We start from the raw sequence: 14896 nt of genomic DNA on the forward strand, positions 1-14896 counted from the left end.
GAAATTCGTAAAGGACAGGGACCAAATGTTCGAAACGGCCTTCGGGCGGGACCATTACTGGCACTACCGTCCGGGTGCCCCGGAAGGGGCGGGTTCCTATATGGTGAAGGTGGTAATGCCCGAGGGCGGGGGCCACAACTTCCACGTGCACCCTGGGATGCACGAGATCCTCTATGTACTGAAAGGTACCGCGGAACAGTGGGTAGAAGGTGAAATGCAGCTGCTGGGCCCGGGCGATTCCGTTTATATAGGGGCCAACGTGGCCCACGGCACCTTCAACGCCGGGGAGGGCGATCTGGAATTTTTGGCCATCCTGTCCCCGCCGGAAGGATGGGAGGCGGGCACGGTGGACGTGAGCGAAAGCGCCCCCTATTCGGAATATCGTCCCCGGATCTGACGGCCAAAACCCGGCGCGGCCGGGGCAATTTATAACGTAAAAATCGAAATTGAAATTTTAAAGATGAAAAATATGACCGCTTACCTTTCACTGTTGTTCTGTGCAACGATGGTATTGTCCAGTTGTTCCGGGGAAAAGGCGCCCCCGCCGCCCCTGACCTATACGGGGGAGGACCCCAGGGTCCAGGACCCCTTGGGCCCCGAGGATTCCCAAAAGCACATCCAGCTTCCCGAGGGCTTTGGCGCCAGATTGTTTGCAGCGGAACCCGATATCATCAACCCCATAGCCTTTACCTGGGACGAGAGGGGCAGGCTGTGGGTGGTGCAGTCCAAGGACTATCCCCACGGACTGGCCAACGATGTCGGGGGCGATAGGATCACCATCTGCGAGGACACCGATGGGGACGGCAGGGCCGATAAATTTACCGATTTTGCCACGGGGCAAAAATTGACCACGGGGATCACCTTGGTAAAGGGCGGGGCCATTGTGGCCCAGGCCCCCGATATGGTCCTTTTGGAGGATACCGACGGGGACGACAGAATGGACGGGCGTACCGTCCTGTTCGAAGGCTTCGGGACCTTCGACACCCATGCGGGGCCGTCCAACCTGCGCTACGGGGCGGACAACATGATCTGGGGCTCGGTGGGGTATTCGGGATTTGAGAACCGGTTCGGGGGAAAACCCGTTGAATTCAAGATGGGCGTCTACAGGTTTGCCAGGGACGGCTCCTATTTTGAGCCCGTGGGCCAGTTCAACAACAATACCTGGGGGCTCGGCTTCAACGAGGACTTCGAGATATTCGGGTCCACGGCCAACAACAACCACTGCTGTTATGTGGGGATCCCTTTAAAACATTACGGTTATCTGGACAAACTGCCGTCCTGGGCGGTCAATGCCGATTTTATCCAGGGGCACTACGAAATAAGCCCCGTGGATACCGTTCCCCTGCAGCAGGTGGATGTCCGCGGGGGATATACCGCGGCCTCCGGCGCCAATTTCTACACGGCGGGGAACTATCCGGAGGAATATAGAAATCAGATGTATGTTTGCGAACCTACAGGACATTTGGTACATATTGCCAAAATAGTCAGGGACGGGGCGGGGTACAAAGAGGAGGACGGCGGCAACATCTTCGCCAGTACGGATGCCTGGACGGCCCCCGTATTCGCGGAGACCGGACCCGATGGGAACCTGTGGGTGGCGGACTGGTACAACCCGGTGATCCAGCACAACCCGGACAAGCGGGGGATGGACAACCAGATCTGGAACGCGGACAAGGGCGAGGGCAACGCCCATAAAAATAAGTTGCGCGACTATGGCCACGGCAGGATATACGTCATCGTGCACGAGGACGGCGAGGGTCCGGACATTACTTCCCTGGACCCCGGGGACGACGGGGCACTGCTGGAAGCGCTTGAAAGCGATAATATGTTCTGGCGGACCACGGCGCAACGATTGATAGTGGAGAACAAAAAAACGGCCCTTATACCGGACCTCATAGAACTGGCCGGGGACAACGGCAACATTGACAAGAGCGGTTCCAGCGCAGGCGCCCTGCACGCCCTGTGGACCTTAAAAGGTTTGGGGGCCCTTAACGGAACCAATGCCGCTGCAAGCGGGGTGGTAGAAAAAGCACTGGCCAATGGCTCCTATGCCGCAAAACGTGCGGCACTGGCGTTGTTGCCGGCCACTGTGGAAAGCAGTGAAATTCTGGCTTCGTCCGGCCTTGTAGGCAGTCCGGACCCACGGGTCAGGCTGGCGGCACTGCTCCGGGCGGGGGAACTGCCGGAATCGAACGCCCTGTATGCGGAGATAGAAAAAATTGCCCGGGATACGGCGGTCACCTCGGACAAATGGATCAATGCGGCCATTAAAATTTATTTCAGGGAATCCAACTCCGAGGCGGTGGACCCTGCCTCGGTCGAAATGGTCGTCCCCTCGGCGGAGGAAAAAAGGTCCGTTTGGAAGTATACTACCAACAAGCCGACGGACAACTGGACGAAGGCGGGGTTCGATGATTCGGCCTGGAAGAAGGGGGCGGCCAAGTTCGGGGGCGATAATATGGAGGACGTCAATACCCCATGGGGCGGCCCCGATATCTGGATGCGGAAGGAAGTGCCCATAACGGACGATATACCCGAACCGGTACTGAAGATCGCCCACGACGACGATTACGAGGTCTACGTCAACGGCCAACTTTTGATCGCGGAAGCGGGCTCCACCGAGACCTATAAGTACATAAAGCTCGATGGCGAAAAGGGGCAATTGTTCAAAAAGGGCAAAAACCTTATCGCCGTCCACTGTACCAATACCGGGGGGAACCAGTTCATCGATCTGGGCATAGGCAAGGTCGGGAAGATCAGGGCCGATGTCACCTTTGTGCTCAATACCGTAAACCAGGAAATGGCCTTCGACAAAAAGACGCTCCATGCCACCGCCGGTCAGACCGTAGAAATAGTCTTGAACAATAAGGACCAGATGTCCCATAATCTGGTGGTCGTCCAGCCCGGCAGCCTGGAGACCTTCGGGGCCATGGTGGACGGGTTCCTGAAAAATCCGGAAGCCGAGAAAATGGGCTATGTGCCCAAATCGAGGTACGTACTGGGCGCCACCGATATGTTGGCACCGGGCGTTACGGGGTCCGTAATTTTTAAACTTCCGGACACCCCGGGCATCTATCCCTATGTGTGCACCTTTCCAGGGCACTGGCGCATGATGCAGGGGGTCATCGTGGTAACGGCCCCCGGCTCCTATATTTCCGAGAACAGGGATGCCCCCAAAATTTCCGTCATGGGCGGCGGAAGCTCCCATGACTTCCTCAAATTCTTTGGAATCGCCGATGGGGAGGTCCTTAGCGGGGGCGGGAAGAACACCGTAATTTATACCGAAAACCCTATGGAACTGGGGAGCCTGCTCCCGACAACGGACGTACTGCTACTGAGCAACAACAAGCCTTTGGACAAAAATACCAGGAACGCCGTTATGGCCCGGGCAAATGCAGGGGACATGGGCATGCTAATCTACCACCCCAGTATCTGGTACAACTGGGAGGACTGGCCGGAGTACAACAAAATCCTGGTAGGCGGTGGATCCAGGTCCCATGAAGATCTACAGGAATTTGAAGTAAGGGTGGTAAGGCCCGATCACCCTATAATGAAAGGCGTTCCCTCAAACTTTAGGATCGTGGACGAACTCTACCGCTGGGAGAAGGACCCGGATGCGGAGGTAGAGGTACTGGCTGTGGGCAGGGGGCTGAAATCCGGGGAGGAATACCCCGTGGTATGGACCGTAAAACATCCCAAGGCAAGGATAGTGGGCAATACCTTGGGGCATGACGAAAGGGCGCACGGCCTAAAGGCCTACAAAACCATATTGAGGAACAGTGCGGACTGGGTTGCCAAGAAATAAAGAAAAAAAAATAAGAAAAATGAAAAAATCAGGAATTTTATTAATGTTACTGTTCGTTGCATTTAACGGAACGGCCCAAGATGGAAATTATATCTCCAAGAAAAAGAACGCCCCAAAAATTGTGGTAATGGGAGGTGGAGGTTCCCACGATTTCCGAAAATACTTTGGTATTGCCGATGGAAAAATCCTAAATAAAAAAGGAAAGAATACTGTGAATTATACCGAGGACAATACAGAATTGGGGAAACTTATCGGTGATACGGACGTACTCATGTTGACCAATAATCAACCCTTGGATGCAAATGTTAAAAGCGCAATTTTCCAAAAGGTAAATGCCGGTAATTTAAATCTTTTGATTTATCACCCCAGTACGTGGTACAATTGGAAGGATTGGCCGGAATACAACCAGCAGTTGGTTGGCGGCGGTTCCAGATCGCACGAGGAACTCCAAGAATTTGAGGTGAACGTAATTAAACCCGATCATCCTTTAATGAAAGGAGTGCCATCCAAGTTTAGAATTGTTGATGAACTATATCGCTGGGAAAAAGATCCCAATGCAGAAATAGAGGTATTGGCAGTAAGCAGGGGGTTAAAATCTGGAGAGGAATATCCCACGGTATGGATCGTAAAGCATCCCAAAGCAAAAATTGTTGGGAACACTCTGGGCCATGACGAAAGGGCCCATGGGCACGAAGCCTACAAAACCATATTAAGAAATAGTTTGGATTGGGTAGATTAAAATATTGAACCGTCCCAATACCCTAAGAACTTTATTTAAATAAGGGTTGTATACTATTTGCCCAATTTGAACGGACAGGGCCTGTTGGCACTACCAGAAAAGATGAATTTTTAGGATATTTATTGGCTATCAAGGCATTTTTTAACGATTTTGGCAGGGCCAAATGAGGAAAAAATAACGAAGAGAGGCGGAAAATAGACTCAAAGGGCACTTTGAATGTGTACTATTAACAGGCCCTAAACACATAAATCAAAAACACCGCAACAAATGAAATCTTTCCTAAATGTTGGTATACTACTCTTTGGCCTCTTTTTAAATGCCCAAATACCTGTGGTATTACCGGAAAATCCCAATGAAAATAGTACCGATATAGTATTGGATAAAAATAATCTTCAAGTGACTTGGCCTTTGGACAATGGAGATAATTGCCAATTGGTAATCAATCTGGACAAGAAAGAGCCCCTATTTCACTCTATTGCCATGGGCAAGGACGATCAATTTAAAACCATATCTTCAAATGTGGATCCTGTTTTCCTTTTAAACAGCGGTAGCCGTACGTTGAAACCGGAAAACGGTTGGACCATCTTTTTCGATAAGGTTCCCGACCGCCCTTATACTTCCCATGTTTTGAACATCAGTAAGACAAAGGCGGTCATTACTAAAAACGGGAATCGTACCTATATAAGGATCGGTGATGTAAGTGCACCAAATTTTGAAGGCTCCTTGGAAATTACCATTTATAACGGGATTCCACTTTTTAATATTGCTGCCTTGATATCGACACAAAAAGATGCAACGGCAATCTTTTATGACGCAGGTCTTGTTAAGGATAAACCTTGGAACAAAGTTTCCTTTGCCAATTTGCAGGACCAATTTGTGCAAGCGGAATCCGTTGTGGATACCAGTACCAACCTGGCCGTAAAATACCGTACTATTATTGGTCACGGAAATGAGGGAGCCATTGCTGTTTTTCCACCGCCGCACCAATATTTTTATCCTCTTGATGAAGCATTCAATTTAAAGTCCGTTTGGCATGGGCCAAATTATAGGGGTATGGTTGCCAAGTACGGTTTGGGCATAAGGCACGATCCTGAGGGCGATCATCGATTTGTGCCTTGGTTCAACGCCCCTCCGGGAAGTGAACAGCGGTTAAATTTCTTTTGCCTAATTGAAGGAGGACCGGCCGACCAATTATTGGAGGATGTAAAAAAGTATACTCACAACGACCAATATGTTCCTATAGATGGACACAAAACTATGGCAAGCCATTTTCATAATGAATTTATTATGAACGTGGTAATGAAGGATACGGCCATACCGTCGAAGCCGGAATTTGTGGATGTTTTTAAAAATATGGGGGTCGATATTGTTCATTTGGGAGAGTTTCACTATACGGCACACCCCAAAGGACCTGATGAGCTTCGTTTAAAGGAATTGTATGCACTGTTTGATCAATGTGGGCGATTGTCCGATGGGGATTTCCTGTTGTTGCCAGGTGAAGAACCAAACGAGTTTCTTGGTGGACACTGGATGTCCATATTTCCAAGCCCGGTCTACTGGATAATGTCCAATAAGGAGAATAAACCCTTTATGTCTCCCCATAGCAAGTATGGAAAGGTCTATAGGTTAAAAGATAAAAATGATATGCTCCGTTTACTGGAATTGGAAAAAGGACTGGCCTGGACGGCCCATCCACGTATTAAGGGATCTACAGGTTATCCCGATGCCTACAAAAATGAGGAATTCTTTAAATCGGACTATTTTTTTGGTGGCGCCTGGAAACCCATGCCTGCCGATCTGTCCATCCCTAAATTGGGAACAAGGGTTTTGGATCTATTGGACGATATGAACAACTGGGGCGATAAGAAGAAAATTATTGTGGAGGCAGATCTTTTTACGGTGACCTCGGAAAATGAGATGTATGCCCATATGAACATCAATTATTTAAAATTGGAAACCCTCCCAAAATTTAAGGATGGTTGGGAGCCCGTTCTTGATGCCATGACTGCAGGGTCGTTCTTTTCAACAACGGGAGAAGTTTTAATCCCAAACTTTAGCATCAACGGCAAAAAATCCGGGGAAACTTTACAATTGAATGCCGAAGGGGAGGCCCAAGTTCGTCTAGAGGTAAATTGGACATTTCCCTTGAATTTCATGGAAATAGTATCCGGTGACGGTAAAACTATATTTCGGGAAAAGGTGGATTTGAGCAAAACAGGGGCTTTTGGTTCCGAGGAATTTGAACATTCCCTAAATCTGAAAAATAGAAAATGGGCCAGGGTAGAGGTCTGGGATATAGCCGCTAACGGAGCTTTTACGCAGACTATTTATCTTTCCGAATAAATAACCCACAGAACAAACCCAAGGAGTATTTATTTTTTTCTTGTAGTAAGTCGATCAATAAAAAACTCCCCTATTTCATACCCCTCATCCTGTCCGTTGGCAATGGCGGGCATATAATGGATACCCCCATAAAACCTACTAATGGCCGCTTCTTCGGCCGCCTGTTTGAACGAAGTAAAATGGCGGGTGGGCAAACCAAATTCTTCCTCTGTAGAATCGGCAAATGCAAAATTCTCCCCGAACAACTTGGTCAACATGATGGCCGCGCTGGAGGATACAACACTGTGACCGCTGGTATATTCAGGAAATGGTGGAGTTTGAAGTACCGGTAACCAATTTGGATCGATGTAAATGTTGATATAGGTTTCCGGACGTATTACCACACTCCTGTACTTTTCGTCCCAGCAACTGATAAAGGCATCGGCCAGATTTACAGCAAGACAGGCGTAGGCCTCAGCGGATCTCACTGCCGAAGCATTCACTTGTTTACATACCAGCGAAGTGATGTTCATCCAATGGCCGTTTGGGGATATTTTTTTTGTAGCATACATAACATGTCCCCTTACGTTCATTTTAAACGGATTGCAATCCCAAAATTTTGCGATCTCGATCTCCTCTTCACTATTATTGCGGACTTGATGGTATACTGCCATGGCATCCTTATAAAAAGTACTGGTACTGTCAAGAGAAAAGGAGGGAGGGGCCACCGGTTTAAATTGGGCAGCGGAATCGATCAGGAAGGTACGGAGCCGGTTCCAGTTAGGTTCAATGGCCTTAATATAAGCCGGAGGGGTTGGTTTCCAGGAAGCGGAGTCATTTTTTATACTGTATTGGGGCAGGGATCTGGTCTCCTTAAATTTATCCGCTGCGGCCCACTTTAGGATATGTTGGGCTACTTGTTTGCCATAGGCCAGGGAGTTGTGGAATACCTCATCCGGTATTCCAATATCCTTAAATTCCTGGAGAATTCCTTTTTCAAAATCATCGATCCTTTCTTCGGAAATTACAAAGGATTTCCCCGAGGTAAGAATGGCGTGTACTGCTGCCAAGGTAAAACTGTATTCCTTGTTCTTATCAGGTACTGGGGCGGATTCGAGTCCCTTCAATTGGCCGGCCAGACTGATATAATTTTTTTGGTCCTGTATCAATGTTTCGTATGCGGCTACCGAAACATAGGCATATGTCCTACTGGTGACCGGGGGCGAATAGATATCATAGACCATAACGTCCGTAACCTGTTTGATGGCCCTATGAACAAAATCGGCATCTTCCGTTCTTGATTTCCAGTGCTGCGCCCATATTGAATTTAGCGTACCGATAATTACTATTCCCGTCCAAAATAACCTCTTCATAATACGTTCCTTTTATCTCCTTTATAATTAATGATTGTAATTTGGGCCATATCATTTTCTATGGGCAGTTTACGTGAGGATTGCGACATATAGGTAGATCCGTAATAAAATTCCAATCTTTTTTTATGGCCATCCCTATAAATAATCTCTGCCGAAAAATCGTCCGCTTTGAGATCTACCCAACGATCTATACCTTTGGGGTCTGGGTTATTTCGGCCAAATACCAAAAGATCATCTTGGTTTTGGGTAACCATTAATACAGCTTCATTTTTTGCCGTATATAATTGGGCCAGTCCTTTTGCGTCTCCCGGCACATAAAAACCGGTATTGGTGGGTGGCATGGCGTTAAAGTTACCAGCGCCATCACCGGTTAAACAAAGGCCGTTAAAGGCATCGTGCCTCCCACTATAGGGATCCATTCCATAATCGTTGCCTACCAATAGTAGATCCAGATTACCATCGTTATCAATATCGTTGGCCAACATACCATAGACCGGAGCTTCCTGTGCCTGAAGGGGTAAGGGGCTCATTTCAAACTTGCCATTGCCCTTGTTTTCAATAAAGGAAGTACGCATTTCGGTACTCTGCAGTATTATGGCGTTCTCTTTATCAGTTTCACTCCATATATCCTCTATTCTCGCCAATCCATAAGATTGATAGGTAGGAAATTTTTTGCGCATCGAAATGACCTGGCCCACCAGATCGTCCCTTGAGGCAATGGGGAAAGCGTTGCGGTTACCGTCATGTCCCTTCATATAGCAGAATACCATGGCATCCAAAGAACCGTTATTGTCCATATCTTTAGCGATTATGGTCATTGGTTCGGTTGGGCTGGCCGTATAATTGGTATTAAGCCCTAAATTACCGGCAACATAATCCATATCCCCGTCATTATCAAAATCGCCGGCAACCAAACTATTCCACCATCCGCTCCGTTTTTCTATTCCCGATTCAATTTCCACCAAGGAAGATCCCGTATTTTTCAAAAAGGTGATGGGCATCCATTCTCCTGCCAATACCAAATCGGTTTTTCCATCATGGTCAAAATCGGTCCACAAGGCATCCGTTACCATGCCTATGTTTTTTAAACCGGGAAAATACTCATCGGTGATATCGATAAACTTTCCGTTCTCATTTTTTAACAAGAAACTTCTTGGTGGTGCAGGGTAGGCTGCGGAAACTACTCTACCGCCCACAAAAAGGTCCAAATCCCCATCCCCATCAAAATCTGCCGCCTTTACACAGGATCCATTCGTGAAATCGGGAGGGAGGCTATTAATGGCCCTTTCAAACATGCCTTCACCGTTGTTTATAAATAGGCGATCGTTACTAATGGCATGATCGGCAGGGATTTCATAACTACCACTTACCATATAAAGATCAAGATCTCCATCATTGTCAACGTCAAAGAACAATACCCCCATATCTTCGTACAAAATATCCTCTTTCTGCAAAAACCTGGAAGAATCCATGGTAAACTTGGCATCGGCATCCTGCATAAAGAATACCCCCGGATTGTCCGAGGAGCCGCCAATATAAAAATCCTCGTATCCATTATTATCAATATCACCTACCGCTATCCCGGGACCAAACTGGCTTAATTTATGGGGGAGGGTACTTTGGATATTATAATCCACAAAATCCGTTTCCACTGGTTTGAAATTTATATTATGGGTATTGGCCGTGTTCTTGAATATTGTTGCAACCGCCTTGTTATTTTGGAACGAATTTACCTCATGGGAATCTTTGTAGTTAAGGATGAGTGGCGATCCCAACGAAATATTGGTCTTTAACTGCTGCATGCCATCAGGCCAATAAATCCGTAACGAATCAATTCTTTTAGTTGCTCCCAAGCCAAGGTGCGCTCTTGGGTCGTGCGTGGATAAATAGCCTCGTATAGGGTAATGTTCGTAATATTGTTGCCGATTTCCGGAATAGTATATTTTTACGGACGCACCAACACCATTGCTGTTATTTTTAGGTCCCTTAAAATTTATAGTAAGATGTCCGGCCTTGGAATTGGAAGTGTTCTTATAAACAAAGGCAGGTCCGTTAATGTTGTTAATGACTACGTCCAAATCCCCATCATTGTCCAGGTCGGCATAGGCACCGCCATTGGAAAAGGACAAATGGTCCAATCCCCATGTTTCCGATACATTCTTGAAGAGGGTTCCATTGGTATTTTTGTAGGCATAGTTGGCCAATTTTACCACGGGTAGGGAATCTGTCATGGCCAAAGTAGCGCTTTGTGAACTGCCGCTCTGTCCATTGCCATAGGCAATATAATCCAAATCCGTAACATCCCTTGGAAGGCCATTGGTAATGATTATATCGCGAAGCCCATCATTGTCGAAATCGGCGACCAAAGGGCACCAACTCCAATCCGTTTGATAAATCCCTGCCATAAATCCCATATCTTTAAAGACCGATTTGCCATTTTGGTCGGGTCCGCTATTTATTTGGAGTACATTCCTAACGTATTGATGGTTGTAGCCGTATTGGCTATTATTGATATAGTGGTAATATTCATTGCCACTAAGCATTCTTTTTTTGCGAAGATTGTTTTCGGGAAGCATTTCCAAAGAAATCAGGTCTACATATCCGTCATTATTGACATCTACCATATCGGTGCCCATGGCATTCCATGCCGTGTGTTTAAAATAGTCGTCCAGGCGATTTGTGAAGGTTCCATTTTTATTGTTAATATAGCAGAGGTCGTTGGAAATGAAGTCGTTGGCAACATATATATCGGGCCAACCATCACCATTGATATCGCTAATGGCTGCGGCATGTCCCCAACCTTCCAATCCTATACCCGCTTCCTTGGAAACATCGGAAAAGGTACCGTTACCGTTATTGCGATATAACCTATCCGTGTTTTTGGCGCTGCCGTCCGTTAATTTGGTCCGGTAATTAATAGGAGTTCTTGGATCGTATATTTCATTAGTCACTTGGTACATATCCAGATCACCGTCCCGGTCGTAATCAAAAAAGTAGGCCTGTGTACTATAACCATTGTCGGCAAGTCCGTATTCAATGGCAGATTCTTTAAATGAGGGAATACCTTTCTTGTTAATCCCCTGATTGATATATAATAGATTAGTGCGTCGGATGGTATCCGCTCTAAAGGAGGCCGACAAATAGATGTCCGGTAGACCGTCCACATTAATATCTACCACCGATACCCCGGTTATCCACCTGCCGTTTCCATCAACCTTTGCCATTTGGGTGATATCCTCAAATTGCATCTTGCCTTTGTTCAGGTACAATTTGCTGGATACCATGTTGCCTCCAAAGTAGATATCCATTAGGCCGTCCTGGTTGAAATCGCCCATTCCAACCCCGCCGCCATTATAGATATTTGCCTGATTTAAAATATTAAGGGTATCATTTTCGGATAATTGGTTCTTAAAGGCAATACCCGTTTTTGTTTCAGACAACAATTTAAAAAGAGTGGCGTCTTGCTGTGCTGATATACCGGAAACTGAGAGGATAAAAATTGTCAATACATTAAAATACAACTTCTTTCTACAAATTTTCATCTGTTTATAATTAGTTAAAAATAAATCAATTACAAAATTCATTATGAGATGTAACTGCTTCACTTTATTCATAATACATTACTTTTTTGTGTTCGTGAACCTTATGGGATAAACTTGTCACCACCTTTTTAATTGATAGAAAAGGTATATACCAAACTGTTTACATGTTAGAATGTAAAATTATAGATTTCATAAAATTGGGAAATACCATATTGTGCTATTGTTCAACAATACGTGTCAAATAGGTGGTTCATCCCAGCCTGCGTATCCGCATCCACCCCTACCTTTTATGCCTTCTTCCAGTTCTTGATCGGTGAATGGGCATTGTCCGAAATTCCATAAAAATATTATTTAAAATAATTCTAAATAAATTTGCACGGTTTATTTTCCGAAGATATATTTGCCTTATTATTCATAATCAATCTAAATAAAAATAAATGAAAAAATATGCTTTCTTTGTTGTTTTACTCCTTATAACTGTTAGGACTTTTGGCCAATCAGGAACAATTAAGGGCAAAGTGGTCACTGATGAGAAAATACCCATCCCAAATGTCAATATAACGATAGGAAATACTGGAATTGGTACTATGACCAATGACAAAGGGGAATATCAAATAAATGGCATTAGGATAGGGAACTATGTAATCAAAGCCAGCTATGTAGGTTTTGCGCCTCGATCAATAGAGGTTAATGTAGTCGGCAACACCACTACCACCGTAGCAGATTTTGTATTGCAGGAAAAACAGGAGGAACTTAATGAAGTGGTCGTTGAAGGCCATCAGAACAATTATATAACCAGGGAACCCTCAACATCACTTCGCTTAAAGACCGAAATTGCCAAACTTCCCCAAAACATTCAGGTCATCAGTGCAGCCCTTTTACAGGACCAACAGGCGACCAGTATCATGGACGGTGTAATCCGGAATGTCAGCGGGGTAACCATGTTGGAACATTGGGGACATTTTGCCCGTATAAATATGCGCGGTTTTAGATTGCCTGCCTTTAGAAATGGTGTAAATGTTCAAGATTCCTGGGGACCCCTATCCGAAGATATGGCCTTTGTAGACCGGTTGGAATTTGTCAAGGGGCCATCGGGTTTTATGATGTCCGCAGGGGAGCCGGGCGGTTTCTATAATGTAGTGACCAAAAAACCTTCCGAAGAGTTTATAGGAAATGTTTCTGTAAGTGGGGGAAGTTTTGATTTTTTTAGGGGAAGTTTTGATTTAGGGGGGAAACTCTCGGAGAACGGTAAATTGCTATACCGCTTCAATGCCCTATATCAAACTGGGGACAGTCACAGGGGCAATGAGGATGCCGAACGTTGGGGAGTAGCTCCAGCCTTGACCTACAAGTTTTCCGAGAGGACCAAGATTACTACGGAACTCAATCTACAAAAGGCGGAAAGCTATATTGGCTCGGCTTATATATTTGCCCCGGTGTCCGATGGTTATGCAAGCTTGGACCGCAATTTCAAGTTTACCGATACCAATTATCCCGCAACAGATATTCAGGAGCTGTCCCTTTTTACCAACCTAAAGCATGATTTTTCCGACAATTGGGGAGTTGAAACCCAATTTGCCTATATGAGGTACAATCAAGAAGGCCAATCGTTCTGGGCATGGTCCATAACGGATGAAGGGGACGCCGATAGGCGGGTTACCCAATGGGACGCCCTTTCCGTGGGGAAATATTTCCAGACCTATCTCTATGGCAACTTCAAAACGGGAGGAGTATCCCATAACCTATTAGGTGGGTTCGACTATACCCAGAAGACGTATTGGGCCGATTTCTCAAACACCGTAGCCATAGACCAAACCCCTTTCAATATCTATAATCCTATATATGGCAATTCAATCCCGTTGGATTTTGACCGATCTGTTGCAATACAGCACCGAAATGGGGGAGTACCTTATAACGGGAATACATTAAGGGCCTATTACCTTCAGGATGAAATTGGCTTTTGGGAGGACAAAGTTAGGCTTACCCTGGCAGGAAGGTACACAGAGCTGGTGACCAGGGGCAAGGAAGAGCAGGACAGCAAATTTTCACCTAGGATAGGCTTGAGTGTGGATATTATGCCTACCCTTGCCGCTTTTGCATTATATGACCAGTCCTTTCTACCAGCTAACGGCGTTGATTTTAATGGGGACACCTTTGATCCCATTGAAGCCAATGATATTGAAGGGGGGATTAAAAAATCGTTCTTTAACGGGATGTTAAAAACCTCCTTGGGAGCATTCCTGATTACAAAACAAAATGTGCTGGTTACCGATACCGAACACCCCGATTTTTCCATACAGTTGGGAGAGGTACAGTCCAAAGGTATTGAATTTGACCTGCAAGGCGAACTTACACCCGAACTTAACGTAATATTGAACTATGCCAACACCAATGTTGAAATAACAGAGGACACGGACGAAAGTGTAATCGGACAGCGGGTAGCCGGGCATGCCAAGCACGTCACCAACGGTTGGCTCAACTACAATTTTGCCAAGACCTCCATGTTAAAAGGTTTTGGGGCCTCTTTGGGCTATCAATACCAGGTAGATCGTTCCACCTGGGCATGGGGGGCCGATAGTCAATCCGACCTTCCAAACTATTTTCGACTGGATGGAGCGCTGTCTTGGAAAAATGATAAGCTCCGTGTACAGCTAAACCTGAACAATATATTGGACGAATACCTCTACGCCGGGGCCAATTATGGAACCTACCTATACTGGCAGTCAGAACCCGGAATCAACGGTAGAGCGACCATAACCTATAGTTTTTAAAATTTTGAGAAACTGTTTAAATTTTGTTTTTGGAATATTTTATAGAGTATTCCTGCCTGCCGGCAGGCAGGTTTGCGTCAGGCGAAGGTATTTTAAGGTGCATAGCCATAGCTATGGACCGAAAAATAGCTGAAGCATGGTGGGAAAAGACGCCTAAAAGAACCAAAGGATAAAACTTAAACAGTTTCTGAGTAGTTAGTTTGAGTTAGTTGATCAACAGTCCTTGGGTATTGCCCAAGGGCTGTTTTCCATCAAAAAAAAGATATGAAAGCGGATCACCATTAGACCAACACAGCTAAACTTGGCAAAAATATCCAAGTTTTTAACGAAGTTGAAATAGTAAA

7 protein-coding genes are annotated in these 14896 nt (G+C 45.9%); 5 read left to right on the forward strand and 2 right to left on the reverse strand.

The genetic code is table 11. The annotated features are described in order from the left end of the window. The first annotated feature begins 25 nt into the window (after positions 1-25). The 4 genes from D0S24_RS13805 (at position 26) to D0S24_RS13820 (ending at position 6887) form a co-directional block, all read left to right on the forward strand. On the forward strand, positions 26-397 hold the full coding sequence (locus D0S24_RS13805; RefSeq protein WP_181938099.1) for a cupin domain-containing protein: 372 nt from the start codon (positions 26-28) through the stop codon (positions 395-397). Positions 398-469: 72 nt separating this feature from the next. Continuing rightward, positions 470-3805 (forward strand): PVC-type heme-binding CxxCH protein, encoded by a 3336-nt coding sequence (locus D0S24_RS13810; RefSeq protein ID WP_181938100.1) that lies wholly within the window; start codon positions 470-472, stop codon positions 3803-3805. A gap of 19 nt (positions 3806-3824) precedes the next feature. Beyond that, a complete protein-coding gene (locus tag D0S24_RS13815) occupies positions 3825-4544 on the forward strand; it encodes a ThuA domain-containing protein (protein ID WP_147321460.1) in 720 nt (239 codons plus the stop codon). A 267-nt stretch (positions 4545-4811) separates the two neighbouring features. After that, positions 4812-6887, forward strand: a complete 2076-nt coding sequence (locus D0S24_RS13820) for a hypothetical protein (RefSeq protein WP_117020460.1) — start codon at positions 4812-4814, stop codon at positions 6885-6887. 29 nt (positions 6888-6916) lie between these two features. Here D0S24_RS13820 and D0S24_RS13825 read toward each other — a convergent pair whose 3' ends face one another. Further along, positions 6917-8239: a vanadium-dependent haloperoxidase gene (locus D0S24_RS13825; protein WP_117020461.1), complete on the reverse strand. Its 1323-nt coding sequence runs from the start codon at positions 8237-8239 to the stop codon at positions 6917-6919. Further along, the gene (locus tag D0S24_RS13830; RefSeq protein ID WP_181938101.1) at positions 8236-11781 is read right to left on the reverse strand and encodes a VCBS repeat-containing protein; all 3546 of its coding nucleotides are present in this window, start codon (positions 11779-11781) and stop codon (positions 8236-8238) included. Before D0S24_RS13830 ends, D0S24_RS13825 begins: the two co-directional genes overlap by 4 nt. A 437-nt stretch (positions 11782-12218) precedes the next feature. Here D0S24_RS13830 and D0S24_RS13835 point away from each other — a divergent pair, with 437 nt between their 5' ends. Continuing rightward, positions 12219-14552 carry a TonB-dependent receptor gene (locus D0S24_RS13835; protein ID WP_117020463.1) on the forward strand — a complete coding sequence of 778 codons (2334 nt, stop codon included), beginning with the start codon at positions 12219-12221 and terminating at the stop codon, positions 14550-14552. Positions 14553-14896: the final 344 nt, after the last annotated feature.

This window comes from Arenibacter sp. P308M17, from assembly GCF_003426735.1.
Taxonomy (GTDB): domain Bacteria; phylum Bacteroidota; class Bacteroidia; order Flavobacteriales; family Flavobacteriaceae; genus Arenibacter.

Coding starts and splice junctions, on each gene's coding strand:
- D0S24_RS13835 (WP_117020463.1), top strand. CDS start 12,219: ATGAAAAAATATGCTTTCTTTGTTGTTTTACTCCTTATAACTGTTAGG.
- D0S24_RS13805 (WP_181938099.1), top strand. CDS start 26: ATGTTCGAAACGGCCTTCGGGCGGGACCATTACTGGCACTACCGTCCG.
- D0S24_RS13830 (WP_181938101.1), bottom strand. CDS start 11,781: ATGAAAATTTGTAGAAAGAAGTTGTATTTTAATGTATTGACAATTTTT.
- D0S24_RS13810 (WP_181938100.1), top strand. CDS start 470: ATGACCGCTTACCTTTCACTGTTGTTCTGTGCAACGATGGTATTGTCC.
- D0S24_RS13820 (WP_117020460.1), top strand. CDS start 4,812: ATGAAATCTTTCCTAAATGTTGGTATACTACTCTTTGGCCTCTTTTTA.
- D0S24_RS13825 (WP_117020461.1), bottom strand. CDS start 8,239: ATGAAGAGGTTATTTTGGACGGGAATAGTAATTATCGGTACGCTAAAT.
- D0S24_RS13815 (WP_147321460.1), top strand. CDS start 3,825: ATGAAAAAATCAGGAATTTTATTAATGTTACTGTTCGTTGCATTTAAC.